Origin of the sequence: Tsukamurella hominis (assembly GCF_965137015.1) — a bacterium.
In the GTDB taxonomy this organism is placed as follows: domain Bacteria; phylum Actinomycetota; class Actinomycetes; order Mycobacteriales; family Mycobacteriaceae; genus Tsukamurella; species Tsukamurella hominis.
In genome coordinates this window covers 13182-35464 of record NZ_CBCRZG010000003.1, presented here as the reverse complement: position 1 = coordinate 35464, position 22283 = coordinate 13182, and the positions used below count along the sequence as shown (strand labels likewise).

The following is a 22283-nucleotide window of genomic DNA, read 5'->3' as shown; positions in this document are numbered from 1 at the left end:
CGAGGATCTGATCAGCCATGACCCACTCCGTAGCCGTCATCGGCGCCGGCTTCGCCGGCATCGGCGCCGCCATCCGCCTCCGCGACAAGGGCATCGACGACTTCGTCGTCCTCGAACGCGACACCCGCGTCGGCGGCACCTGGCGCGACAACACCTATCCCGGCGCCGCCTGCGACATCCCGTCGCGCCTGTACTCCTACAGCTTCGCCCCCAACCCGGACTGGTCGCACACCTACTCCGGGAGCGCCGAGATCCTCGGCTACATCGACCGGATGGTCGAGACCAGCGGCGTCGCACCGCACATCAGGTTCGAGCACACCGTGACCGGACTCGAGTACGACGCCGACGCGGGGGAGTGGACCATCGCCCTCGAGGGCCGCGAGCCGCTGCGCGCCCGGTCCGTGATCCTCGCCTCCGGCCCCCTCGCGAACTGCTCCTTCCCCGCGATCACCGGCATCGAGGACTACGAGGGCCACAAGATCCACAGCGCCCGCTGGGACCACGACTACGACTTCACCGGCAAGAAGGTGGCCGTCGTCGGCACCGGCGCCAGCGGCGTCCAGATCGTGCCCGAGCTGGTCAAGAAGGCCGCCTCCGTCAAGGTCTTCCAGCGCACCCCGGGGTGGGTGCTGCCCCGGATCAACACCGAGACGGGGGAATTCACCAAGTCGATCTACCGGCGGATCCCCGGTGCGCAGCAGCTCGCGCGCGCCCTCTGGTTCTGGGGCCACGAGTCCGTCGCGCTCGGCGTCGTGTGGAACACCCCGCTCACCCGCGTGGTGGAGGCCGTCAGCAAGCTGCACCTGCGCCTGCAGGTGCGCGACCCGTGGCTCCGCCGCCAGCTCACCCCGGACTTCGCCGCGGGCTGCAAGCGCCTCCTCATGACCAGCGACTACTACCCGGCGCTCCAGCGCGACAACTGCACGCTCGTCACGTGGCCCATCGCGCGGATCGCGCCGCGGGGCATCCGCACCGTCGAGGGGGTCGAGCACCGGTTCGACTGCATCGTCTTCGCCACCGGATTCGACGTCTCCAAGACCGGCTCGCCGGTCCCCGTCACCGGACTCGACGGCCGTGTCCTCGCCGACGAGTGGAGCGGCGGGGCCTACGCCTACCGCAGCGTCGCCGTCTCCGGGTACCCGAACCTGTACGTCACGTTCGGACCCAACTCCGGTCCCGGGCACAGCTCCGCGCTGGTCTACATGGAGGCGCAGATCGACTACATCACCGACGCGATCGCGCAGCTGCTCCGCAACGGATGGAAGGCGCTCGACGTGCGCGCCGACGTCCAGGAGGCGTACAACCGCGACATCCAGCGCCGGCTCGCCGCCACCACCTGGAACTCCGGCTGCAGCAGCTGGTACCTCACGGACGACGGCTTCAACGCCACCATGTACCCGGGCTTCGCCTCGCAGTACGTGGGCCAGCTGCGCACCGTCGACCTGCGGGACTACCGCATCCTGGTGCACGAGGAGGCGGGTGCGGCGGTCGCGGCCGGATAGCATGCGGGCATGACCGAGTACCGGATCGACGACTTGGCCCGGGTGTCGGGGACGACGACGCGCAACATCCGGGGCTACCAGGAGCGCGGGCTCCTGCCCCAGCCGCTGCGCCGCGGCCGGGTCGCGATCTACACCGAGAAGCACCTGCGCAACCTGCTGGCCATCAACAAGCTGCTCGGCAACGGCTTCAACCTGGGGCACATCGCCACCTTCCTCACCAACCCCGGCGCCCGGATCGGCGATGCGCTCGACCTGAACGAGATCCTCGACGAGCCGTGGGCCTCGGCGAAGCGGCCCGTGCTGAGCCGGGAGGAGCTCGAGGCGCGGCTCGGGCCGCTCGACGAGGACGCGCTCTCCGCACTCCTCGGCGCAGGCATCGTCACGGAGACCACGGAACCGGGGCGGTACGAGGCGGCCGACCGGCACATCATCGGTAACCTCGCGCGCCTGGTGGCCAAGGGCATGGACCTCGCCGTGCTCGTGGACGTGCAGCAGCGGTTCGTCGCCAAGATGAACGAGGCCGCCGAGATCCTCATGACCGCCGCGCACGACGAGGTGGACCGCCGCCGCGGCCCGGGCTGGCTGCCCACGTCCGACGACGACGTCGCGTGGGCCGTCGGCCTGCTCGGCGCGATGCGCCGAGCAGGCACCGAGAACGCGCACGCCGCCCTCGACCGGGCACTGGACGCCGCCCTCGACCAGGAGCTGCGTGCGCACAAGGTCGCCGCCGGCAATCGGGCCGAGGACGACGTGGAGGCTCCCTAGGCCCGGCCGCGCCGCGCGGCGCCCGGTGTAACGTCGGGCGCATGGGACGGATCACGGTGCGGCGGGCGGTGGAGAAGGTCACCGTCGGAAGCGATCCCGTGCGCCGGATCGACACCCTCGCCGCGGAGGAGCCGCTGGAGATCCGCGTCGCGGGCGTGCCGCTCGCGGTCACCATGCGCACCCCCGGCGACGACGTCGAGCTGGCCGCCGGCTTCCTCGTCTCCGAGGGCGTGATCGGCGCCGCCGAGGAGTTCCGCTCCGCCATCCACTGCGGCGGGCCCGGCACGGGCGGGGAGCTCAACGAGTACAACGTGCTCGACGTCGCGCTCGGGCCCGGCGTCCGCGCGCCCTCGCCCCACGTGACCCGTAACTTCTACACCACCAGCTCGTGCGGGGTGTGCGGCAAGGCGAGCATCGACGCGGTCCGCACCGTCTCCCGCTTCGACGTACGCGAGGACCCGGTCACCATCTCGCCCGAGCGGATCGTCGCGCTCCCGGACCGGCTCCGCGCGGGCCAGGCCGTCTTCGACAAGACGGGTGGGCTGCACGCCGCAGGGCTGTTCGACGCCGCCTCCGGCGAGCTGCTCGTGCTGCGCGAGGACATCGGGCGGCACAATGCCGTGGACAAGGCGATCGGCTGGGCGCTGCTGCAGGGGCGGCTGCCCCTGCGCGGCACCGTGCTCCAGGTGTCGGGCCGCGCCAGCTTCGAACTGGTCCAGAAGGCCGCCATGGCCGGAATCCCGGTGCTCTCCGCGGTATCCGCACCGTCGTCGCTCGCCGTGGAGCTCGCCGACGAGGCCGGCCTCACCCTGCTCGGCTTCGTCCGCGGCGACCACTTCAACGCCTACACGGCGACCCACCGGATCCGAACCGCCTGAATCAGTACCGGGCGATCGTCTCCACGTCGTCGGCCTCGGACTCGAGGGTCTCTGCGGCGTCGCCGGGCGCGTCGGCGCTCTTGCCGCCCGTCAGCAGCGAGGCGACCGCGCCGAGGAGGCAGACCACGGCGGCGAAGGAGAAGGCGAGCTCCAGGCCCGAGCGGAAGGGCTCGGCGATGAGGTGCGGGAAGAACTGCAGGCCGGTGAGGTGCTGGGTCTGCTCGGCCGTGAGGTGCAGCTGCGCCAGGTGCGGGCCGAGCAGCTCCTGCACCGGGTTGTAGCCGAGGAAGGCCGCGAACAGCACCGCCACCGGCGGCAGCGCGGCGATCTCCGAGGCGTACTGCGGGGGAACGCCGTTGGCCTGGAGCCCCGTCGACATCGCGCCGGGCAGCGAGCCCGACAGGCCCGCGATCATCAGCGAGAAGAACAGGCCGATCGAGAGCACCATGGCCGAGTTCTGGAAGGTAGTCATCATGCCCGAGCCGGACCCGCGGGACGTCGCGGGCAGCGAGTTCATCACGACCGCGCGGTTGGGCGAGCCGAACATCCCCATGCCGACGCCGTTGACGAACAGGATGACGGCGAAGGCCCAGTAGGCGAAGTCGACCGGCAGGGCGATGAGCGCGAGGAAGGTGAGCGCGGTGATGACAAGGCCCACGGAACTCAGCGCGCGGCCGCCGATCCGGTCCGAGAGGGCGCCGGAGATCGGCGCGGAGAGCAGGAATCCGACGGTCATCGGCACCATGTAGATGCCCGCCCACAGCGGGGTCTGCGTGTAGTCGTAGCCGTGCTGCGGCAACCAGATCCCCTGCAGCCAGATGATGAGCATGAACTGCAGCCCGCCGCGGCCCAGCGAGCCGCAGAGGTTCGCGGCGTTGCCCCATGCGAACGCCCGGTTCCGGAACAGGTGCAGGTCGAACAGCGGGGAGTCGACCCGCAGCTCGATGACGCAGAAGACCGCGAGCACCGCCGCGCCGCCCAGCAGGCAGGCGAGCACGAACGGCGAGGTCCAGCCCATCGCGTGGCCGCCGTAGGGCTGGATGCCGTAGGTGATGCCGACCAGGACCGCGATGAGGCCGACGGCGAAGGTCAGGTTGCCCCACCAGTCCATCGTCGCCGGCACGCGGGCGCCGCGGTCCTCCAGTTTCAGGTACGCCCAGACGGTGCCGATCACCCCGAAGGGCACGGAGACCAGGAAGATCAGGTGCCAGTTGATCGGCGCGAGCAGGCCGCCGATGATCAGGCCCAGGAACGAGCCGGCGATCGCCGCGACGCTGTTGATGCCGAGCGCGAGCCCGCGCTGGTCGGGTGGGAAGGCATCGGTGAGGATGGCCGAGCTGTTCGCCATGAGGAAGGCGCCGCCGATGCCCTGCACCACGCGCCAACCGATGAGCCACAGGGCCGCGGCGTGCCCGTCGAACCACGTCACCGCCAGGAAGATCGACGAGACCGAGAAGATCAGGAAGCCCATGTTGTACATGCGGGCCCGCCCGAACATGTCGCCGAGCCGGCCGAACGCGACCACGAGCACCGCGGTCACGACCAGGAAACCCATCATCATCCACAGCAGGTAGCTGGTGTTGCCCGGCTCCAGCGGGTTCAGGTGGATGCCCTTGAAGATGTCGGGCAGAGCGATCAGCACGATCGAGCTGTTGATCGTCGCGATCAGCATCCCAAGGGTGGTGTTGGACAGGGCGATCCACTTGTACGAGTCGCTGTGCGGCGTCGATGCGGGGGTGTCGAGCAGGGCCGGAGCCACCGTTCCGTCCTTAAGGTTAGAAGATCTTACATATCTACCTCAGGGAGCTTAGGCCTGCGAAGGGGGCGCCGCCACGCGGGGTGGGAGCGGCGTGCCCTTTCGACCGATTCCGGGGCCGTCAGTCCCGCCATTCGATCCGGTCGACCTGTTCCGGCGGCCACGGCGCGGGAGGGGCGAAGGGCTCGCCCGCGAGCGCGACGACGGAGACGGCCGAGGCGGGCTTGCGTGCGGGGGCTCCGTCGTCGTCGAGCAGGTAGAGCCACTGCCGGTAGCCGGCATCGTCGCGCTCGGAGCGCACCTGCACGCTGGAGCCCAGCGGGATCGGCGCGAGGTACTCGATAATGGCGCGGTGCGGTGCGGCGAGCAGCGGGTCGCCGTTGAGATCGTCCTCGACGAGCTGCAGGTAGGCGGCGTTGTTGAGGTGCTGGTACGGATCGAAGTCGGTGGCACGGAGTTTCACCGTGTAGTCGCTCGCCGACGGCTCCGGCGGCGTGGCGGTGTTGAGCGCCTTCCAGCGCAGCCGCGTCTCGGTGACGTACTGCTGCAGGTACTCCATGCCGCCGTCGCTGATGTGGGTGGGCATCCCCGAGTCCGCGCTGAACCGGATCCAGAAGGCCTCCGTCTCGATGTGCCCACCGGCACTGCCGCGCAGCGTGATCCGCATGTTGCACCAGCGCGAACTGGTGGACTCGCACCACCGCAGGAGGGTCACCTCCGACGGCCAGTGCAGTGGCTCGAGCACGTCGATGATGCTCCGCCGCACCAGCCAGTACGGGTCGGTGGCGTCGAAACCGCGATGGAACATCTCGTCGTTCGCCATGTCCTGCAGGTAGCGCGCGATCCCGTCGAGCCGGACCCGACGCTCGGGGTCGACATCGCCCGTGCGGACGGGCCAGCTCCTCTCGAAGGAGGGACCGGGCGGCGCTGCCTGCAGGAACTCGTAATCACTCACACGGCGAGCCTAACGAGACGGGCACTCAGTCGCGCTGGAACTTCGCCTTGAGGGCGTTGATCCGGTCCTCGTTCTTGTCGTGGCGCTCCTGCTTCTTCTGCTCGTGCGCCGCCTTACGGGCGGCCTTCGCGGCGGCGTCCGCGGCGTCCTGCTGGGCCTCCAGCTCGCTGATCACCTCGTCGAGCGGGCGGCGCGCGATGCGGCCGCCGGCCCGGGCGACCTGCGCGTCGAGCGCATCGGTCGTGGGCTCCTCGGTCTGCACGATGATGGCGTTGTTCCCGGGCGGGAGCTGCTGCGCGAACAGTGAGATCACGTCGTCGCTGTCGTCGAGGTTGCTCGCGTCGACGAGTGCGCCGGTCGCGGTGCCCACCGACATGCCGAGCAGCATGCCCACCGGGCCGCCGAGCACGCCCACGAGCATGCCGATGAGGGAACCGCTGAGCGTGCCCGTGCCCGTGGTGCCGTCGGTGGTCTCGGGGATGTCGTAGGTGCCGTCCGCGTTGCGCTCGACGATCGCCGACGAGACGATCCCGTACGTGTCGGCGGTGTTCTTGAGCTCCGAGAACTCCTCGTAGGTCGCGGCGCGGGTGGGCAGGGAGATGACGGCGACGTATTCGCTCATGGCAGGTCCTTGTGTCAGTGAGTGATTCGATCGGGTGGTGCCACCGCAGAGCCTACGCTGCAATCGCGAAGAGGCGGTGGCATCGCGGGAACGGCCGCCGCATCCGGCGCCCGGCATGACAGGGTGTTCCCATGGCTGAAGTGACGATCGTCGGTGCGGGCGTGATCGGACTGTCGTGCGCGGTGCGCCTTCTCGAGGCGGGGCACGAGGTGCGCGTGTACGGGCGGGAGCTCTCGCCCGCGATCACCTCCGCCGTGGCGGCCGCCGTCTGGTACCCCTACCTCGCCGAGCCCCGCAATCGGGTCACCGGCTGGTCCGCCGCGACGCTCGCGGAGTTCACCGCGCTCGCCGCGCGCGGCGTCGAGGGCGTCGTCATGACGCCCGGCACCGAGATCTTCCGCGAGCCCGTGCCCGAACCCTGGTGGACCTCCGCCGTGCCGTCCGTCGAGCGGGTCCCGGCGCCGCGGCCCGGGTACGCCGAGGGCTGGAGCTTCGTCTCGCCCGTCATCGAGATGCCCGTCTACCTGCCGTGGCTCGCGGGTCGCGTCCGCGAGCTCGGCGGCACCGTCGAACAGCGGGACGTCGCGTCCCTCGAGGAGCTGGACGGCACCGTCGTCAACGCCACCGGCCTGGGCGCGCGCGAGTTCGTCGGCGACACCACCCTGGAGCCGGTCCGCGGGCAGGTGGTCTACCTCGAGCAGGTGGGCGTGGACCGGTGGTGGATCGACGATTCCGCGCTCGACCTCGGCGTCACCACCTATGTCGTCCCGCGCTCGAACGACATCGTGGTCGGCGGCACCGAGGACCACGGCGCCGAGGACCTCACCGTCGATCCGGCCACCGCCGACGCCATCCTCGCCCGGGCCCGTGCGCTCGTTCCCGAGCTCGCGGACGCGCCGGTGCTCGGACACAACATCGGCCTGCGGCCCTCCCGCCCGGCGGTGCGCCTCGAGCGCGAGGGCGACGTCGTCCACTGCTACGGGCACGGCGGCGCCGGGGTGACCCTGAGTTGGGGATGCGCCGACGAGGTGGCCGCGCTCATCGGCTGACGGGAGCGGGCGACGGGACTACCGTCGGAGTATGTGCCGGAACATCACTGAACTGCGGGGGCTCGAGCCCGCCGCCACCGACGAGGAGATCGAGGCCGCCGCGCGACAGTACGTGCGCAAGGTCTCGGGCGTCCAGAAGGTCAGCGACGCCAACCGCGACGCCTTCGAGGAAGCCGTCGCCAAGGTCACCGCCGCCACGGAGGAGTTGCTGGACGCGCTGCCCGCGCGCCGGCAGCCGCCGAAGACGGTGCCGCCGCTCCGCCGACCGGAGGTCCGGGCGCGGATCGAGGCCCGCGCGGCCGCGGCCGAGTCCGCCTGAGCGAAGCGCAGATCGCCGCAGCGAGTCGGCGGTGGTTCAGTCCCCGTCGTCCGCGGACCCGGTGGCGTCCGCCGCGTCCGTGGTGCTCGTGACGGTGGGGGCGCTCGTTCCGGTGTCGACGGTGGCCGCCGCGCTCTGCCCGGCGTCCGCCGCGCCCGCTGCACCGTCGGAGCTCGTCGACCGCGCGCCTGCGCCGGTCCCGCTCGTCGACGGCGACGAGAGCGCCCGCTCCAGGATCCGCGTGTTCTCCGCCGCCACCGCGCCCGCAGCGTCCAGCCCTGCCTGCACCGCGGCGACCGGGTCGCCGGTTCCCGCGAGCGTCGTCGCGGCGGCGTTCGCGGTCTGCGTCGCCCCGAGCAGCGACAGCTCCGGGACGTAGAAGGCCGCTGCGAAGAAGGCGTTCGTCGCCTGCACCGCCGCGGTCTCCGCCGGACCCTGGGGCGCCGGCGTGATGCCGAAGGGCGGCGGCGTCGTGAGCGGGGGCGGCGTCGGGGCGACCGGCGGCAGCGGCTGTTGCAGCGCGGCCAGCAGGTCCGTGCGCAGGGCTCCGACCGATCCGGTGCCGCCCCCGATCCGCATCAGGTCGAGCAGGCCGATGACCACGCCGTTCTGGAACCGCGGCACCACCTGGTTGAGGTCGTTGCCGATGATGCCGGTCATCGCGGCGTCCGCGGGCCCGGTCACCGCCGCCGCTCCCGCACCGAGCGCCCGGAACGGGCCGCCCGGGGCGGCGGCGAGCGCCGCGCCCGGCGCGGCGACCACCCCCGTGGGGACGCCGATCGCGCCCTGCAGCGCGTACGGGCAGATCGCGGCGCAGTTCTCCACCTGGTTCTGCGCGAACTCGCCGAGCAGCGCGCCCGGCGGCGGCGACGCCCCGAACGCCGGGGCGGCCGCGCAGAGCGCGAGAGCCGCCGCGAGGGGAAGGGAGAGCCGCACACGCATGGCAGTGAATCTACTCCGACTGTGACCCATATCACAGCACGATCTCCACCCCGGCCTCCACCCGCGGGTGGATCCGATCGGCGCAGGTCACCGGCATCGTCGACGGCATGACACCGGCACTGGAACTCAGATCTCTGACCAAGACCTACGCGACCGCGACGGGGGAGCGCTTCACCGCCGTCGACGCCGTCGACCTCACCGTCCGGCAGGGCGAGGTCGTCGCGTTCCTCGGCCCCAACGGAGCGGGCAAGAGCACCACCATCGACATGATCCTCGGCCTCATCACCCCCGACTCCGGCACCGCGACGCACGCCGGCACCGTCGCCGCGGTGCAGCAGTCGGGCGGGCTCCTGCCCACCCTCACCGTGCAGGACACCGTCGACCTCATCGCCGCGCTGCACCCGGGCTCCGACCCCGACGCCGCGATCGCCCGCGCCGGCCTCGGCGACCTGCGGCGGCGCACCGTCGGGAAGTGCTCCGGCGGGCAGCAGCAGGCCCTGCGGTTCGCCCTGGCCCTGCTCGCCGAGCCCGACCTGCTCGTCCTCGACGAGCCCACCGCCGGTATGGACGTCGACGCGCGGCGCCGGTTCTGGGACGAGGTCCGATCCGACGCCCGCCGCGGCACGACGGTCCTGTTCGCCACCCACTATCTCGAGGAGGCGGATCGGTTCGCCGACCGCGTCGTGATGATCGCGGGCGGGCGGATCGTCGCCGACGGCGCCACCGCCGACGTCCGCGCCGCCGCCACCGGCCGCCGCGTCTCCGCCGTCCTCGGCCCCGACGGCGCCGCCGCCCTCGTCGCGGCCGTGCCCGGCGTCCGGGTGGCGGAGGTGCGGGGCGAGCGGACCGTCTTCGCCGTCGACGGCGACCCGCGCACGTCCGACGACGCGCTCCGTTTCCTGCTCACCCGCACCGACGCCCGCGACGTGGAGACCCGCACTCACGGTCTCGAAGAGGCGTTCCTGCAGCTCACCGAGGAGAAGGCATGACCACCACCACGACCGCCGCGACCGCGCCCGCCTGGGGCCTCACGCCCCGTTTCCTGCTGCTCGACGTGCGGCGCCAGCTGCGCAACCGGCAGACCCTCATCATCACCACGATCCTGCCCGTGGTGCTCTACCTGGCGCTGCACGCCCAGGCCGGGCCGGACGCGCGGTTCGCGCACGGCGACTTCGCCTCGTGGATGATGATCGGTCTCGCGCTCTACGGCTCAGCCGCCGCGGCCACCACGACGGCCGCCCAGGTCGCCGGCGAGCGCTCGACCGGCTGGGTGCGGACGCTGCGCCTCACGCCGCTCCGCCCGCCCGGCTACATCGCCTCGAAAGTGGTGAGTGCCCTGACCGTGTCGGCGCTCCCGGTGGTCGTGATCGCGGGACTCGCCGCGGCGACCGGCGCGGACGCGGAGCCGCAGGTCTGGGTGGCGTCGCTCCTCGTCGCGTGGCTCGGCTCGGCGCTGTTCGGCGCGCTGGGGCTCGCGCTCGGCCTCGCGCTGCGGCCGGAGATCGTGATGCACGTGCCGGGCCTGCTGCTCACCGTCCTCGCCTTCGGCGGCAACGTCTTCTTCCCGCTCTCGGGCGGCATGCTGACCGCTGCGCAGTTCACGCCCATGTACGGGATCACCGCCCTCGCCCGGTACCCGCTGACCGGCGGCGAGACCCTCACCGGAGCCCACACCTCGCTGGCCGCGGCCGTCGTCAACGTGGTCGTCTGGTTCGCCGTCTTCGCCGGCGCCGCGGCGCTCGCCTACCGGCGCAGCGCGGAGCGATGACCCGCTTCCGCTCGATTGTGACCTGCGTCACACCGGCGTAACCTGGGGGCATGTCCACGCACACTCCACAAACCACACCGAACCTCGTCCAGCGGGTGAAGTACCTCATGGGGATGCGCCTGCCCGACTCCATGCACGACTGGGTGGTCAACGACGCCACCGGCCCCGGCCACAACCGTCGCTTCTTCATCCGCGGGGCACTGATGTTCGTCCCCTTCCTCGTCGTCGCGCTGATCCTGCCCTCGCCGCTGTGGGTCAAGCTGGCGCTCGTCGGGATGATGGCCCTGCCGGCCATCGTCTTCGTCGGCGGCCTCCGCTCGATCTACCTGCAGGAACTGCTCGCCGACAACGGGATCGACCCGCACACCGAGAGCGGCAGCCAGCTCGCCGAGCACCGTCGCCGCGCGCAGGTGTACGAGGAGAAGTACCGGCACCGGGCGGCGTAGCCTCGCCGGGTGACGGCAGAACGCTCATGGGCCCCGGGGTACCACCTCGACCTGCACGGCACCGTCGGCGTGCTCCGCCGCGGCGCGGGCGATCCGGCCTACGCGCGCACGCCCGACGGCGCGCTCTGGCGGGCCGTGCACACCCCGGACGGGCCGGGGACGCTCCGGCTGCACCTCGCCGGCGGGAGGATGACCGCGCGGGCCTGGGGGAGCGGTGCGGACTGGCTCCTCGACCAGGCCCCGGCGATGGCCGGCGCGGACGACGAACCGTCGGCCCTGGTCCCGCGCCACGCCGTCGTCGAGCGGGCCGTCGCGGCCTCGCCCGGCCTGCGGCTGACCCGCTCGAACCGGGTCTGGGAGGCCCTCGTTCCGACGGTGCTGGAGCAGAAGGTCGTGGGCGCCGAGGCGTGGCCCTCGTGGCGGTACCTGGTCCGACGATTCGGCACGGTCGCCCCGGGCCCGACGGGCGGTCCCGGCCTGCAGGTGCCGCCGCCGCGTGCCGAGTGGGCCGCGATCCCCGCATGGGAGTGGCACCGCGCCGGCGTCGAGCCCGTGCGGATGCGCACGATCGTCGGGGCGAGCGCCGTCGAGGTCGAGCACCGGCCCGCGAAGCTCGGGGCCCTCCCCGGCATCGGACCGTGGACCGTCGGTGACCTGCTGGGCAGGGCGTGCGGCGACCCGGACGCCGTGCCCGTGGGCGACTACCACCTGCCGCGGATCGTGGGAATAGCGCTCGCGGGCGAGGCGTTGGACGATGCCGGAATGCTCGACGTGCTCGAGCCGTACCGCGGCCAGCGCGGACGGGTGATCCGGCTGCTGGTCCGCGCGGGCGTCGACCGTGAACGCCGCGGGCCGCGGGTGTCCGTGCGCGACTATCGTGGCCTGTAGGCAATGCATTTTGACCAGTGTGAGTTCAGGCGGGTAAGCTAGGTCGCCGTGCCTGGGTAACCAGGACTATTCACACGTGTCCATGGCTAGGCCGGACCTCCGGAACCGCCCACGGACACGCGACACGCCCGACCTCGGGGTACGTGCGAGGCGGGTAGCTACTTCCCGGAAACGGGACTGACCAGCGGAAACGACGCGAGTCGCCGAAGCCGGTGGGGCCGCGCTGCGGAAGATCGGACACTCCATTCACGGGGTGCGCGACTTGCCCGGAGCTACAACCGCAGCAGTAGGAAGAGCCGGCCGTGTGGCCGGCGACAGCCGAAACGAAGGAAACAGCGCTTCTATGCCAACTATCAACCAGCTGGTCCGCAAGGGCCGCCGGGACAAGGCCTCCAAGACGAAGGTGGCCGCCCTGAAGGGCTCGCCGCAGCGTCGTGGCGTCTGCACCCGCGTCTACACCACGACCCCGAAGAAGCCGAACTCGGCTCTCCGTAAGGTCGCCCGCGTCCGCCTGACGAGCTCGGTCGAGGTCACCGCGTACATCCCCGGCGAAGGTCACAACCTTCAGGAGCACTCGATGGTGCTCGTCCGTGGCGGTCGTGTGAAGGACCTCCCGGGTGTTCGCTACAAGATCATCCGCGGTTCGCTCGACACCCAGGGTGTCAAGAACCGCAAGCAGGCGCGGAGCCGCTACGGCGCGAAGAAGGAGAAGGGCTGATGCCTCGTAAGGGACCGGCGCCCAAGCGCCCCGTCGTCAATGACCCCGTCTACGGCTCGCAGGTCGTCACGCAGCTCGTGAACAAGGTGCTGCTGGACGGCAAGAAGTCGACCGCCGAGCGCATCGTCTACGGCGCGCTCGAGGCCACCCGTGAGAAGACCGGCACCGATCCGGTTCTCACCCTCAAGAAGGCGCTCGACAACGTCCGCCCGTCGCTCGAGGTGAAGAGCCGCCGCGTCGGTGGCGCCACCTACCAGGTGCCGATCGAGGTGAAGGCCGGTCGTGCCAACACCCTCGCGCTGCGCTGGCTGGTGACCTTCACGCGGCAGCGTCGCGAGAAGACCATGGTCGAGCGGCTCGCCAACGAGATCCTCGACGCGAGCAACGGCCTGGGCGCTTCCGTGAAGCGTCGCGAGGACACCCACAAGATGGCCGAGGCCAACCGGGCGTTCGCGCACTACCGCTGGTGATCTGATCCCGCGGGCCGGCCCCACCGGCCGGCCCGCGGGACACCGGAGTTCCAACCATCCTTTTACGAGAACGAGGCTTACCACCGTGGCACAGGAAGTGCTTACCGACCTCACGAAGGTCCGCAACATCGGCATCATGGCGCATATCGATGCCGGTAAGACCACCACGACCGAGCGCATCCTCTTCTACACCGGTGTGAACTACAAGATCGGTGAGACCCACGACGGTGCCTCGACCACCGACTGGATGGAGCAGGAGAAGGAGCGGGGTATCACCATCACCTCCGCCGCCGTGACCTGCTTCTGGAAGAAGAACCAGATCAACATCATCGACACCCCCGGGCACGTCGACTTCACGGTCGAGGTGGAGCGTTCGCTCCGCGTGCTCGACGGCGCCGTCGCCGTCTTCGACGGCAAGGAGGGCGTCGAGCCCCAGTCGGAGCAGGTGTGGCGTCAGGCTGAGAAGTACGACGTCCCGCGTATCTGCTTCGTCAACAAGATGGACAAGCTGGGCGCCGACTTCTACTTCACCGTGCGCACCATCGAGGACCGCCTCGGTGCGAAGCCGCTCGTCCTGCAGCTGCCGATCGGCGCCGAGGACGAGTTCGACGGTGTCGTCGACCTGCTCGAGATGAAGGCCATCACCTGGCGCGGCGTCGTCGAGATCGGCGCCGAGCCGACCATCGAGGAGATCCCCGCCGACCTCGCCGACAAGGCCGCCGAGTACCGCGAGAAGCTGCTCGAGACCGTCGCCGAGTCCGACGAGGCTCTGATGGAGAAGTACTTCGCCGGCGAGGAGCTCTCGATCGACGAGATCAAGGCTCAGATCCGCAAGCTCACCGTCGCGCGCGAGCTCTACCCCGTGCTGTGCGGCTCGGCGTTCAAGAACAAGGGCGTCCAGCCGATGCTCGACGCCGTGATCGACTACCTCCCCAGCCCGCTCGACGTGCCCTCCATCGAGGGGCACGCCGTGGGCGACGAGGAGAAGATCCTCTCGCGCAAGCCCAGCAAGGACGAGCCCTTCGCGGCCCTGGCCTTCAAGATCGCCGCGCACCCGTTCTTCGGCAAGCTGACCTTCGTCCGCGTGTACTCGGGTCACATCGACTCGGGCACCGGCGTGCTCAACGCCACGAAGGGCAACAAGGAGCGCATCGGCAAGCTCTTCCAGATGCACGCCAACAAGGAGATGCCCGTCGAGGATGCGACCGCCGGTCACATCTACGCGATGATCGGTCTGAAGAACACCACGACCGGTGACACCCTCTGCGATCCGGCGAACCCGATCGTGCTCGAGTCCATGTCCTTCCCGGACCCGGTCATCAACGTCTCGATCGAGCCGAAGACCAAGTCCGACCAGGAGAAGCTCGGCGTCGCGATCCAGAAGCTCGCCGAGGAGGACCCCACGTTCTCCGTCGAGCTCGACGAGCAGACCGGCCAGACCGTCATCGGCGGCATGGGCGAGCTGCACCTCGACATCCTCGTCGACCGCATGCGTCGCGAGTTCAAGGTCGAGGCCAACGTCGGCAAGCCGCAGGTGGCCTACCGCGAGACGATCCGTCGTCCCGTCGAGAAGCACGAGTACACCCACAAGAAGCAGACGGGTGGCTCGGGCCAGTTCGCGCGCGTCATCATCAAGCTGGAGCCGCTGGAGGACGCCGAGGACGGCGCCACCTACGAGTTCGTCAACGCCGTGACCGGTGGCCGCGTCCCGAAGGAGTACATCCCTTCGGTCGACGCCGGTGCGCAGGACGCGATGCAGTACGGCGTGCTCGCCGGCTACCCGCTGGTGAACGTCAAGGTCACGCTGCTCGACGGCGCGTACCACGACGTGGACTCGTCCGAGATGGCGTTCAAGATCGCCGGCGCGCAGGCCTTCAAGGAGGCCGCCCGTCAGGCCGGTCCCGTCATCCTCGAGCCCATCATGGCTGTCGAGGTCACGACCCCCGAGGACTACATGGGTGACGTGATCGGCGACCTCAACTCCCGCCGTGGCCAGATCCAGGCCATGGAGGAACGCAGCGGTGCCCGCCTCGTGAAGGCTCAGGTCCCGCTGTCGGAGATGTTCGGCTACATCGGCGACCTCCGGTCGAAGACCCAGGGCCGGGCGAACTACTCCATGGTTTTCGATTCGTACGCCGAGGTTCCGGCGAACGTGTCGAAGGAGATCATCGCGAAGGTGAACGGGGAGTAGATCTCCCCGCTCTCCGGAGCGTGGCGCTCACGCGCCTGGCGCCTCGGCGTCGAAACCAACCAGTAAGAAAGACCCCTGCAGGGCAACCGGCCCGCAGGCTACTCAAGTCCAGGAGGACACAAAGTGGCGAAGGCGAAGTTCGAGCGGACCAAGCCGCACGTGAACATCGGCACCATCGGTCACGTCGACCACGGCAAGACCACCCTGACGGCTGCCATCACCAAGGTTCTGGCCGAGAAGTACCCGGACCTCAACGAGGCCTCGGCGTTCGATCAGATCGATAAGGCGCCCGAGGAGAAGGCTCGTGGCATCACGATCAACATCTCGCACGTCGAGTACCAGACCGAGAAGCGCCACTACGCTCACGTCGATGCGCCGGGTCACGCCGACTACATCAAGAACATGATCACCGGTGCCGCTCAGATGGACGGCGCGATCCTCGTCGTGGCCGCCACCGACGGCCCGATGCCCCAGACGCGTGAGCACGTGCTGCTCGCCCGCCAGGTCGGCGTGCCCTACATCCTGGTCGCCCTGAACAAGTGCGACATGGTCGACGACGAGGAGATCCTCGAGCTCGTCGAGATGGAGGTCCGCGAGCTGCTGGGTTCGCAGGAGTTCGACGAGGACGCCCCCGTCGTCCGCGTCTCCGGCTACCAGGCCCTGCAGGGCGATGCCAAGTGGGTCGAGTCGATCGTCGAGCTGATGAACGCCGTCGACGAGTCCATCCCGGACCCCGAGCGTGAGACCGACAAGCCCTTCCTGATGCCGGTCGAGGACGTCTTCACGATCACCGGTCGTGGCACCGTCGTCACCGGTCGCGTCGAGCGCGGCATCATCAACGTGAACGAGGAGGTGGAGATCGTCGGCATCCGCGAGAAGTCGACCAAGACCACCGTCACGGGCATCGAGATGTTCCGCAAGCTGCTCGACTCGGGCCAGGCGGGCGACAACGTCGGCCTGCTGGTCCGTGGCCTCAAGCGCGAGGACGTCGAGCGCGGCCAGGTCGTCGTGAAGCCGGGCACCACCACCCCGCACACGGAGTTCGAGGGCCAGGCGTACATCCTGTCGAAGGACGAGGGCGGCCGCCACACCCCGTTCTTCAACAACTACCGTCCGCAGTTCTACTTCCGTACCACGGACGTGACCGGCGTCGTGACCCTCCCCGAGGGCACCGAGATGGTCATGCCCGGCGACAACACCGAGATGAGCGTCAAGCTCATCCAGCCGGTCGCCATGGACGAGGGCCTGCGCTTCGCGATCCGCGAGGGTGGCCGCACCGTCGGTGCCGGCCGCGTCACCAAGATCATCGCCTGATCTAGGTAACCAGCCGTGAACGGCGCCTCTCCCTTCGGGGAGGGGCGCCGTTCCGCGTTTCCGGGGTCCGACGCTGCCGGTGCCCGGGGTCCGGGAAACGCCGTCGCGCGGGGCCGCCATCGGCCATAATCGCCACGAGATGTGGGCCCCGGCCCACCGGAGGCGAGGAGCGAGACGATGCCGAAGCTGATGAGGGCGGTGGCGGTCGTGGCCGCGGCGCTGGGCTGCGCCGCACTGGTGCAGGCGCCCGCGCAGGCGGACGGCCGGCTCGACGAGGGCCGGTTCGTCGTGGTCACGAAGAACCTCCACGACTTCACGAAGCCCTTCGGCGATCGGACCACCGACGCCCAGATGGTGCGGTTCGGCTACCGCGCGTGCGCCGCGCTGGACCGGAACCCGGCGAGCACCGCCGGCGCGACACGCGACCTCTACAACGACGAGCGGGCCTTCCCCCTGTGGGAGCGCCAGCAGCTGGTCTTCTACGCCGCGCAGTACCTGTGCGTCCGCCACTGGGACCGGTACAAGACGTACCCCTGAGGGGCGCTCAGCGCGCCAGGTAGCGGGCGAAGGTCCAGCCGTACACCGCGGACTCCAGGTCGTGCCGGGCCGCGGCGATCGTGACCTCCACCAGCGCGCGCTCGACGAGCCGGGACCGGAGCGCGGCACCGTCGGGCGGGCCCCCGCCGGCCGTCAGCGACCGGGGCGGTGTGCGAGCCAGGTTCAGTGCGTCGGCGAGGGCGTCCTGGTCGAGCAGCAGCTGGTCGCCGACCGCCGCGGGTATCTCCCGGCCGGCCGCGAGGTACCGGCGCACCTCCGTGCGGGCCTCGTCGACCCCGATCGCGTACTCGGGCTCGATGGTGATCCGCTCCAGGTCGCGCAGGAGCGCGCGGGACTGCCGATCGGCCTCGTCGGGGTGCAGGGTGCGGATGTGCGCGACGCGGTCGGGGGAGGCGACGACCTCGAAGCGGGTCACCCGGTGGGGCAGCACCTGCCCCGGATGGCGCTCGCCGACGAGCTTCCACGGGCCGTTCGGGATGTGGTGCGCGCGGCTCGGGTGGGTGGTGGCCACCGCGTGGATCGTGTACCCCTCGGCCTCCGCGAACTCCACCAGCTGACGCACCGGGTCGTCGACGGTGGCCCATGCCGCCGCGGTGGGGACGTTCCACAGCACCCGGACACCCGCGGGGACGATGGTGCCGAGCGGCAGCCACCCGGCGTCGGTGGTGGTCACGATGAGCAGGGGCTTGTGGCCCCGTGTGAGGTAGGCGCAGGCCCAGTTCAGGCCCGACTCCGGGAGGTGCGGACCGCCGCGGAGCGACCCGAGGATCGAGGCGATGACGCCGCGGACCTGGTGAATCACAGGGTTTTCCGGTGGCGCGCCCTCCGGTACCGGGCGGCGCACGATCGGTACGGGGATCAGAATGGGAAGGTCGATGACGCCCTCCTCGCGCGACCGTCGTAGTGCGATCGCAAGTCTATCGGACGCGGCGCGGGCGGGGGAACGCCGGAGGCCCGGCGCACCCCTGTGGATTCGCCGGGCCTCCGTGTCGCTCCGGGTTATCCGCTCTTGCGGCGGAACTGCTGCTGGTGGCTCTCCGACCCGTGCGGGGTCTGCGGCTTGGCAGCCCCGTCCAGGTGGGCGGAACCCTTGCGATTCGACGCGTTCTTGCGTTCGAGTGCTTCCTTGAACTTGTCGGCGATACCGTCGGCGGTCATGGTGTCTCCTCTCGTCGGCGTGGGTTCACGCTAAACCGGGCAGGGACGGATGTCACCCGATTTGCCGGAAGGCCGTTCGCAGGGGGAAGGATGGGGTCATGAGCATGTACGTGGTCACAGGAGCGGCGTCGGGACTCGGCGCGGCGACGGCGGAGCGGCTGCACGCCGCGGGGCACGGGGTCATCGGCGTCGACCTGCGGGGGACCGACGTCGAGGCCGACCTGGGGACGCCCGGGGGCCGGTTCGAGGCCGTCGCCCGGGTCGGCGAGCTCGTCGGGTCGGCGCCGCTGGCGGGGTTCGCCGCGTTCGCGGGCCTCGGGCCCGCGGCGGGACGGTCGGGCTCGTCGGTCGTCGCGGTGAACTACTTCGGGGCCGTCGACCTGCTCGTGGGGCTGCGGCCGCTGCTCGCGCGCGGGCCGTCGTCGGCGCTGCTGGTGAGCTCGAACTCCACGACCACGCAGCCTGGCTGGCCCCTGGAGCTGGCGCAGACGTGCCTCGACGGTGACGAGCACGCCGCGGCGGACCTCGCCGACTCCTACGGCGAGTACGCCTCGATCCTGGCCTACCCGGCGACGAAGGCCGCCCTCGCGTACTTCGTGCGCACGCACGCCGCCGAGTACGTGCGGCAGGGCATCCGGCTCAACGCCATCGCGCCGGGGCTCATCGACACCCCGATGACGCAGGCCGGCCGCGCCGACCCACAGCTCGGCGCCGCGATGGACGCCTTCCTCGAGCTGATCCCCGCCGGCCGCGCCGGGAAGCCGGAGGAGATCGCCGCGCTCGCGCAGTTCCTGCTCGGCCCCGACTCGGGCTACTGCGTGGGCTCCGTCGTCTTCGCCGACGGTGGCCTCGACGCCCAGCAGCGCCCGACGGACTGGCCGCGGCCCGCGTCGCCGCCGGAGGCTCCCGACGCGTAGGTCAGAACCGGATCACCTGGCGGACGGCGGCGCCGTCGGCCAGGGAGTCCATGCCCTCGTTGATCTCATCGAGGGTGATGACGCCGCTGATCAGCTTCTCCACCGGTAGGCGGCCGGCGCGCCACAGCTCGACGTACCGCGGGATGTCGCGCTGGGGGACGGCGGAGCCGAGGTAGCTGCCGATGATGGTGCGGGCCTCCGCGGTGAGCACGAGCGGGCTGATCTCCGACCGCGCAGCGGGATTCGGCAGCCCGACGGTCACCGTCCGGCCGCCGACGGCGGTGGCCGCGACCGCGGATTCGAAGGCCTTCGGGTGGCCCGCCGCCTCGATCACGACGGGCGCGCGCACGCCGGCCTCGGCGAGTTCCGCAGGGGTGTAGGCGGCGTCGGCGCCGAGGGCCCGCACTTGCTCCAGCTTCGCGGGCTGCGCGTCGACGCCGATCACGCGGCCGACGGCACCGTCGGCCTGCAGGGACAGGGCGGTGAGGACGGCGGCCATGCCCACGCCGCCCAGGCCGACGACGATCACGTCGTCGCCGTTCGACGGTGCGCCGGCGTTGAGCACCGCGCCGCCGCCGGTGAGGACCGCGCAGCCGAGGACGGCCGCGATCTCCGGCGGCACATCGGCATCCACGGGGGTCACGGAGCGGGCGTCCACCACGGTGTGCGTCGCGAAGCCGGAGACGCCGAGGTGGTGGTGCACCTCCGTGCCGTCGCGGGAGAGGCGGCGTCCGCCGCCCAACAGCTCGCCGGCGTTGTTGGCGACGCTGCCCGGCGTGCACGGAAGCTGGCCGTCGGTGCGGCAGTTCGCGCACTCGCCGCAGCGGGGGAGGAAGGCCATGACCACACGGTCGCCGACCGCGACTCCGGACGTGCCCTCGCCCAACGCTTCCACGATGCCGGCCGCCTCGTGGCCCAGCAGCATCGGCACGGGGCGCACGCGGTTGCCGTCGACCACCGACAGATCCGAATGGCACAGTCCCGCAGCCTCGATGCGTACGAGGAGCTCGCCGGGGCCCGGCGGCGCGAGCTCCAGCTCGCTCACCGAGATCGGGGTCGACTGCGCGTACGGACGCGCGCGCCCGATCTCCTCCAGCACCGCTCCGCGGATCCGCATCAGTACTCGACCTCCAACTCCGGCGACGTCGGCTTCGCCTGGCACCCCAGAATGTAGCCGTCCTCGGCGTCGTCGGGGTCCAGTCCGTCGGTCACCGCCATCGCGACGGTGCCCTTCGTCAGCTTGCACAGGCACGTGGCGCACTCGCCCGACTGGCAGGAGTAGGGCACGTCGTGGCCGTTGTTGATGAGCACGTCCACCAGCGACTCGCCCTCCGGCCACGGCACGGTGAAGGTCGCGCCCAGGTTGTGGACGGTCACCTGCGGCGCGTCCGCCGTGACCTCGACCTCGTGCGGCACGATGTCGGCGAAGGCGTCGCCGGTGAGCGAGGCGTAGATCTCCTGGTGCACCTGCTCCCGCGGGGTCCCGATCACCCGCGCGGCCTCCTTGCAGGCGGCCATGAACTCGTCGCGGCCGCACAGGTACGTCGCGCGCGAGTGGTACGGCGTGAGCAGCGCGGCCAGCATGTCGGCGTCGGGGACGCCGCGCTCGGACTCCATCCACCAGATCACCGTGAGCCGCTCGTGCTCCGCCTCCAGCCGCGCGATCTCCGAGCGGAAGATGGTGGCGTCCGGGTCGGCGTTCGCGTACAGCAGCGTGATCGGCTGCGTCCCGGCCTTGAGCGCGGCCGCCAGGATGGACATGATCGGCGTGATGCCGCTGCCCGCCGCGAGCAGCAGCAGCGGCACGTCGAGGCTCTCCGGCACGAAGACGCCCGACGGCGGCAGGACCTCGAGCTCGTCGCCCACGGCGACGTTGTCGCAGAGCCAGTTCGAGGCGTAGCCGTCGACGGTCCGCTTGACGGTCACGCCGGGCTTCGCGTCGTCGAAGGGGGAGGTGTACAGCGAGTAGGAGCGGGCGACCGACCCGGTGCGCTCCGACGGGACCCGCACCGTGACGAACTGTCCGGGCCGGTAGTCCCACTCCGCGTCGAAGACGAAGGACTTCGCGAGCGCCGTCTCGTCGATCACCTCGGTCACGGTGACGATCTGGCTGCGGCTCGAATGGGGGGTGAGGCTCATGCGTCCAGGTTATCGGCCGAGCGTGCGGTGGATTCTGCCCGCCCAGCGGGCACTATCGACCGCACGGGCCGGGAGAGAGCGGACTCAGCGTCCCCACAGCGGCCCTGACTACCGTGCATCCGGTGGATCACACGCTCCCCGATGTCCTCGCCCACGCGTGGGACCGCGTCGTCGCCGACATCGCGGTCCGGTCGCCCGCGCCGAGCGCCGCCGTCCTGGCCGGCACGGCCGTCGCGGCCCTCGTCCTGGTCCTGTCGCGGCCCGCGTGGCGACGGGCGAGGCACGTGGTGACCATCGCCCACGAGGGCGGCCATGCCGTGACCGCCGTGGTCTGCGGGCGCCGGCTCAGCGGCATCCGCCTGCACTCCGACACCTCCGGGCTCACCGTCTCCCGCGGGCGACCCCGGGGGCCCGGCATGGTCGCGACGTTCGCGGCCGGCTACCCGGCGCCGACGGCGGTCGGCCTGGTCGCCGCCGTGCTGCTCTCCCGCGGCTACGCCCTGGCCGCGCTCTGGGCCGCGGTGCTGCTGCTGGCGCTGCTGCTCCTGCAGATCCGCAACGTCTTCGGCCTGTACGTGGTGCTCCTCGCCGCCGCCGTGGTGGTGGCCGTCTCCTGGTCGGCGACGCCCGAGGTGAAGGTGGCGCTGGCCCACCTCGGCACGTGGTTCCTCCTGTTCGGGGCGCCGCGCGCCGTCGTCGAGCTGCAGGGGCTGCGCCGCCGCGGGCTCGGTCACGAGAGCGACGCCGACCAGCTGGCGCGGCTGACCCGGATCCCGGGCGGCGCGTGGGTGGCGCTGTTCGCGGCGACGACCGTCGGGGGAGCGGTGCTGGGTGCCGTGCTGCTGACCGCGCGGGCCGGGCTCTCTCCGCCCTGAGCAGGATGCGAGGGGCAAAGCCAGGTTCTACACTGATTTAGATTTCAACTGAC

The 22283-nt window shown here is 71.0% G+C and carries 24 protein-coding genes; 16 read left to right on the top strand and 8 right to left on the bottom strand.

The window, feature by feature from the left end:
- Positions 1 to 17: 17 nt before the first annotated feature.
- Genes ACM9LD_RS04850 through fdhD form a run of 3 tightly spaced genes read left to right on the top strand, consistent with a single transcriptional unit; the run spans position 18 to position 3145 of the window.
- Positions 18 to 1502, top strand: coding sequence for a flavin-containing monooxygenase (locus tag ACM9LD_RS04850; RefSeq protein ID WP_415675636.1), 1485 nt, complete (start codon positions 18 to 20; stop codon positions 1500 to 1502).
- 9 nt (positions 1503 to 1511) lie between these two features.
- Positions 1512 to 2267, top strand: a complete 756-nt coding sequence (locus ACM9LD_RS04845) for a MerR family transcriptional regulator (protein WP_415675635.1) — start codon at positions 1512 to 1514, stop codon at positions 2265 to 2267.
- Positions 2268 to 2308: 41 nt separating this feature from the next.
- Positions 2309 to 3145, top strand: coding sequence for a formate dehydrogenase accessory sulfurtransferase FdhD (fdhD, locus tag ACM9LD_RS04840; protein ID WP_415675634.1), 837 nt, complete (start codon positions 2309 to 2311; stop codon positions 3143 to 3145).
- A 1-nt stretch (position 3146) separates the two neighbouring features.
- On the opposite strand, the gene ACM9LD_RS04835 is transcribed toward fdhD, so the two are convergent.
- The 3 genes from ACM9LD_RS04835 to ACM9LD_RS04825 form a co-directional block, all read right to left on the bottom strand.
- On the bottom strand, positions 3147 to 4904 hold the full coding sequence (locus tag ACM9LD_RS04835) for an MFS transporter (protein ID WP_415675633.1): 1758 nt from the start codon (positions 4902 to 4904) through the stop codon (positions 3147 to 3149).
- A gap of 118 nt (positions 4905 to 5022) precedes the next feature.
- On the bottom strand, positions 5023 to 5856 hold the full coding sequence (locus ACM9LD_RS04830; protein ID WP_415675632.1) for an acyl-[acyl-carrier-protein] thioesterase: 834 nt from the start codon (positions 5854 to 5856) through the stop codon (positions 5023 to 5025).
- Between the two features lie 25 nt (positions 5857 to 5881).
- Complete coding sequence (locus ACM9LD_RS04825) at positions 5882 to 6478, bottom strand: DUF1269 domain-containing protein (protein WP_415675631.1); 597 nt, start codon at positions 6476 to 6478, stop codon at positions 5882 to 5884.
- A 131-nt stretch (positions 6479 to 6609) separates the two neighbouring features.
- On the opposite strand from ACM9LD_RS04825, the gene ACM9LD_RS04820 reads away from it, so the two are divergent.
- Both ACM9LD_RS04820 and ACM9LD_RS04815 read left to right on the top strand, forming a co-directional pair.
- Positions 6610 to 7527: an FAD-dependent oxidoreductase gene (locus ACM9LD_RS04820; RefSeq protein ID WP_415675630.1), complete on the top strand. Its 918-nt coding sequence runs from the start codon at positions 6610 to 6612 to the stop codon at positions 7525 to 7527.
- A gap of 31 nt (positions 7528 to 7558) precedes the next feature.
- Entirely contained in the window at positions 7559 to 7846 is a 288-nt protein-coding gene (locus ACM9LD_RS04815; protein ID WP_415675629.1) for a DUF2277 domain-containing protein, read from the top strand.
- Between the two features lie 36 nt (positions 7847 to 7882).
- On the opposite strand, the gene ACM9LD_RS04810 is transcribed toward ACM9LD_RS04815, so the two are convergent.
- On the bottom strand, positions 7883 to 8788 hold the full coding sequence (locus ACM9LD_RS04810; RefSeq protein WP_415675628.1) for a hypothetical protein: 906 nt from the start codon (positions 8786 to 8788) through the stop codon (positions 7883 to 7885).
- A gap of 107 nt (positions 8789 to 8895) precedes the next feature.
- Between ACM9LD_RS04810 and ACM9LD_RS04805 the strand changes: the two genes are divergently transcribed.
- The 9 genes from ACM9LD_RS04805 to ACM9LD_RS04765 all read left to right on the top strand — a co-directional run bounded on the left by ACM9LD_RS04805 (position 8896) and on the right by ACM9LD_RS04765 (position 17120).
- On the top strand, positions 8896 to 9777 hold the full coding sequence (locus ACM9LD_RS04805; RefSeq protein WP_415675627.1) for an ABC transporter ATP-binding protein: 882 nt from the start codon (positions 8896 to 8898) through the stop codon (positions 9775 to 9777).
- Positions 9774 to 10556, top strand: coding sequence for an ABC transporter permease (locus ACM9LD_RS04800; RefSeq protein WP_415675626.1), 783 nt, complete (start codon positions 9774 to 9776; stop codon positions 10554 to 10556). The genes ACM9LD_RS04805 and ACM9LD_RS04800 overlap by 4 nt, the downstream gene beginning before the upstream one ends.
- 50 nt (positions 10557 to 10606) lie before the next feature.
- Positions 10607 to 11002, top strand: a complete 396-nt coding sequence (locus tag ACM9LD_RS04795) for a DUF5313 family protein (protein WP_415675625.1) — start codon at positions 10607 to 10609, stop codon at positions 11000 to 11002.
- Positions 11003 to 11011: 9 nt separating this feature from the next.
- On the top strand, positions 11012 to 11890 hold the full coding sequence (locus tag ACM9LD_RS04790; protein ID WP_415675624.1) for a DNA-3-methyladenine glycosylase family protein: 879 nt from the start codon (positions 11012 to 11014) through the stop codon (positions 11888 to 11890).
- 343 nt (positions 11891 to 12233) lie between these two features.
- A complete protein-coding gene (rpsL, locus tag ACM9LD_RS04785) occupies positions 12234 to 12608 on the top strand; it encodes a 30S ribosomal protein S12 (protein ID WP_068522692.1) in 375 nt (124 codons plus the stop codon).
- Positions 12608 to 13078, top strand: a complete 471-nt coding sequence (gene rpsG, locus ACM9LD_RS04780) for a 30S ribosomal protein S7 (protein ID WP_068522691.1) — start codon at positions 12608 to 12610, stop codon at positions 13076 to 13078. Before rpsL ends, rpsG begins: the two co-directional genes overlap by 1 nt.
- An 85-nt stretch (positions 13079 to 13163) precedes the next feature.
- Positions 13164 to 15269, top strand: a complete 2106-nt coding sequence (fusA, locus tag ACM9LD_RS04775) for an elongation factor G (RefSeq protein WP_415675623.1) — start codon at positions 13164 to 13166, stop codon at positions 15267 to 15269.
- A gap of 123 nt (positions 15270 to 15392) precedes the next feature.
- The gene (gene tuf, locus ACM9LD_RS04770) at positions 15393 to 16583 is read left to right on the top strand and encodes an elongation factor Tu (RefSeq protein WP_146434931.1); all 1191 of its coding nucleotides are present in this window, start codon (positions 15393 to 15395) and stop codon (positions 16581 to 16583) included.
- Positions 16584 to 16760: 177 nt separating this feature from the next.
- Positions 16761 to 17120, top strand: a complete 360-nt coding sequence (locus ACM9LD_RS04765; RefSeq protein WP_415675622.1) for a DUF732 domain-containing protein — start codon at positions 16761 to 16763, stop codon at positions 17118 to 17120.
- A gap of 7 nt (positions 17121 to 17127) precedes the next feature.
- Here the strand turns inward: ACM9LD_RS04765 and ACM9LD_RS04760 are convergent, their stop codons facing one another.
- Together ACM9LD_RS04760 and ACM9LD_RS04755 are read right to left on the bottom strand one after the other, a co-directional pair.
- Complete coding sequence (locus ACM9LD_RS04760; protein WP_415675621.1) at positions 17128 to 17943, bottom strand: hypothetical protein; 816 nt, start codon at positions 17941 to 17943, stop codon at positions 17128 to 17130.
- Positions 17944 to 18140: 197 nt separating this feature from the next.
- The gene (locus tag ACM9LD_RS04755) at positions 18141 to 18299 is read right to left on the bottom strand and encodes a DUF5302 domain-containing protein (protein WP_415675620.1); all 159 of its coding nucleotides are present in this window, start codon (positions 18297 to 18299) and stop codon (positions 18141 to 18143) included.
- A gap of 98 nt (positions 18300 to 18397) precedes the next feature.
- Here ACM9LD_RS04755 and ACM9LD_RS04750 point away from each other — a divergent pair, with 98 nt between their 5' ends.
- The gene (locus ACM9LD_RS04750) at positions 18398 to 19216 is read left to right on the top strand and encodes an SDR family oxidoreductase (RefSeq protein WP_415675619.1); all 819 of its coding nucleotides are present in this window, start codon (positions 18398 to 18400) and stop codon (positions 19214 to 19216) included.
- A gap of 1 nt (position 19217) precedes the next feature.
- Here ACM9LD_RS04750 and ACM9LD_RS04745 read toward each other — a convergent pair whose 3' ends face one another.
- Complete coding sequence (locus tag ACM9LD_RS04745) at positions 19218 to 20333, bottom strand: alcohol dehydrogenase catalytic domain-containing protein (protein WP_415675618.1); 1116 nt, start codon at positions 20331 to 20333, stop codon at positions 19218 to 19220.
- Positions 20333 to 21355, bottom strand: coding sequence for a 2Fe-2S iron-sulfur cluster-binding protein (locus ACM9LD_RS04740; protein ID WP_415675617.1), 1023 nt, complete (start codon positions 21353 to 21355; stop codon positions 20333 to 20335). The genes ACM9LD_RS04745 and ACM9LD_RS04740 overlap by 1 nt, the downstream gene beginning before the upstream one ends.
- Before the next feature lie 122 nt (positions 21356 to 21477).
- On the opposite strand from ACM9LD_RS04740, the gene ACM9LD_RS04735 reads away from it, so the two are divergent.
- Positions 21478 to 22230, top strand: a complete 753-nt coding sequence (locus tag ACM9LD_RS04735; RefSeq protein ID WP_415675616.1) for a M50 family metallopeptidase — start codon at positions 21478 to 21480, stop codon at positions 22228 to 22230.
- Positions 22231 to 22283 lie beyond the last annotated feature (53 nt).

Coding starts and splice junctions, on each gene's coding strand:
- ACM9LD_RS04815 (WP_415675629.1), top strand. CDS start 7,559: ATGTGCCGGAACATCACTGAACTGCGGGGGCTCGAGCCCGCCGCCACC.
- fdhD (WP_415675634.1), top strand. CDS start 2,309: ATGGGACGGATCACGGTGCGGCGGGCGGTGGAGAAGGTCACCGTCGGA.
- ACM9LD_RS04755 (WP_415675620.1), bottom strand. CDS start 18,299: ATGACCGCCGACGGTATCGCCGACAAGTTCAAGGAAGCACTCGAACGC.
- ACM9LD_RS04750 (WP_415675619.1), top strand. CDS start 18,398: ATGAGCATGTACGTGGTCACAGGAGCGGCGTCGGGACTCGGCGCGGCG.
- ACM9LD_RS04765 (WP_415675622.1), top strand. CDS start 16,761: ATGCCGAAGCTGATGAGGGCGGTGGCGGTCGTGGCCGCGGCGCTGGGC.
- ACM9LD_RS04805 (WP_415675627.1), top strand. CDS start 8,896: ATGACACCGGCACTGGAACTCAGATCTCTGACCAAGACCTACGCGACC.
- ACM9LD_RS04795 (WP_415675625.1), top strand. CDS start 10,607: ATGTCCACGCACACTCCACAAACCACACCGAACCTCGTCCAGCGGGTG.
- ACM9LD_RS04740 (WP_415675617.1), bottom strand. CDS start 21,355: ATGAGCCTCACCCCCCATTCGAGCCGCAGCCAGATCGTCACCGTGACC.
- ACM9LD_RS04845 (WP_415675635.1), top strand. CDS start 1,512: ATGACCGAGTACCGGATCGACGACTTGGCCCGGGTGTCGGGGACGACG.
- ACM9LD_RS04810 (WP_415675628.1), bottom strand. CDS start 8,788: ATGCGTGTGCGGCTCTCCCTTCCCCTCGCGGCGGCTCTCGCGCTCTGC.
- rpsG (WP_068522691.1), top strand. CDS start 12,608: ATGCCTCGTAAGGGACCGGCGCCCAAGCGCCCCGTCGTCAATGACCCC.
- rpsL (WP_068522692.1), top strand. CDS start 12,234: ATGCCAACTATCAACCAGCTGGTCCGCAAGGGCCGCCGGGACAAGGCC.
- ACM9LD_RS04825 (WP_415675631.1), bottom strand. CDS start 6,478: ATGAGCGAATACGTCGCCGTCATCTCCCTGCCCACCCGCGCCGCGACC.
- ACM9LD_RS04850 (WP_415675636.1), top strand. CDS start 18: ATGACCCACTCCGTAGCCGTCATCGGCGCCGGCTTCGCCGGCATCGGC.
- ACM9LD_RS04820 (WP_415675630.1), top strand. CDS start 6,610: ATGGCTGAAGTGACGATCGTCGGTGCGGGCGTGATCGGACTGTCGTGC.
- ACM9LD_RS04745 (WP_415675618.1), bottom strand. CDS start 20,333: ATGCGGATCCGCGGAGCGGTGCTGGAGGAGATCGGGCGCGCGCGTCCG.
- ACM9LD_RS04800 (WP_415675626.1), top strand. CDS start 9,774: ATGACCACCACCACGACCGCCGCGACCGCGCCCGCCTGGGGCCTCACG.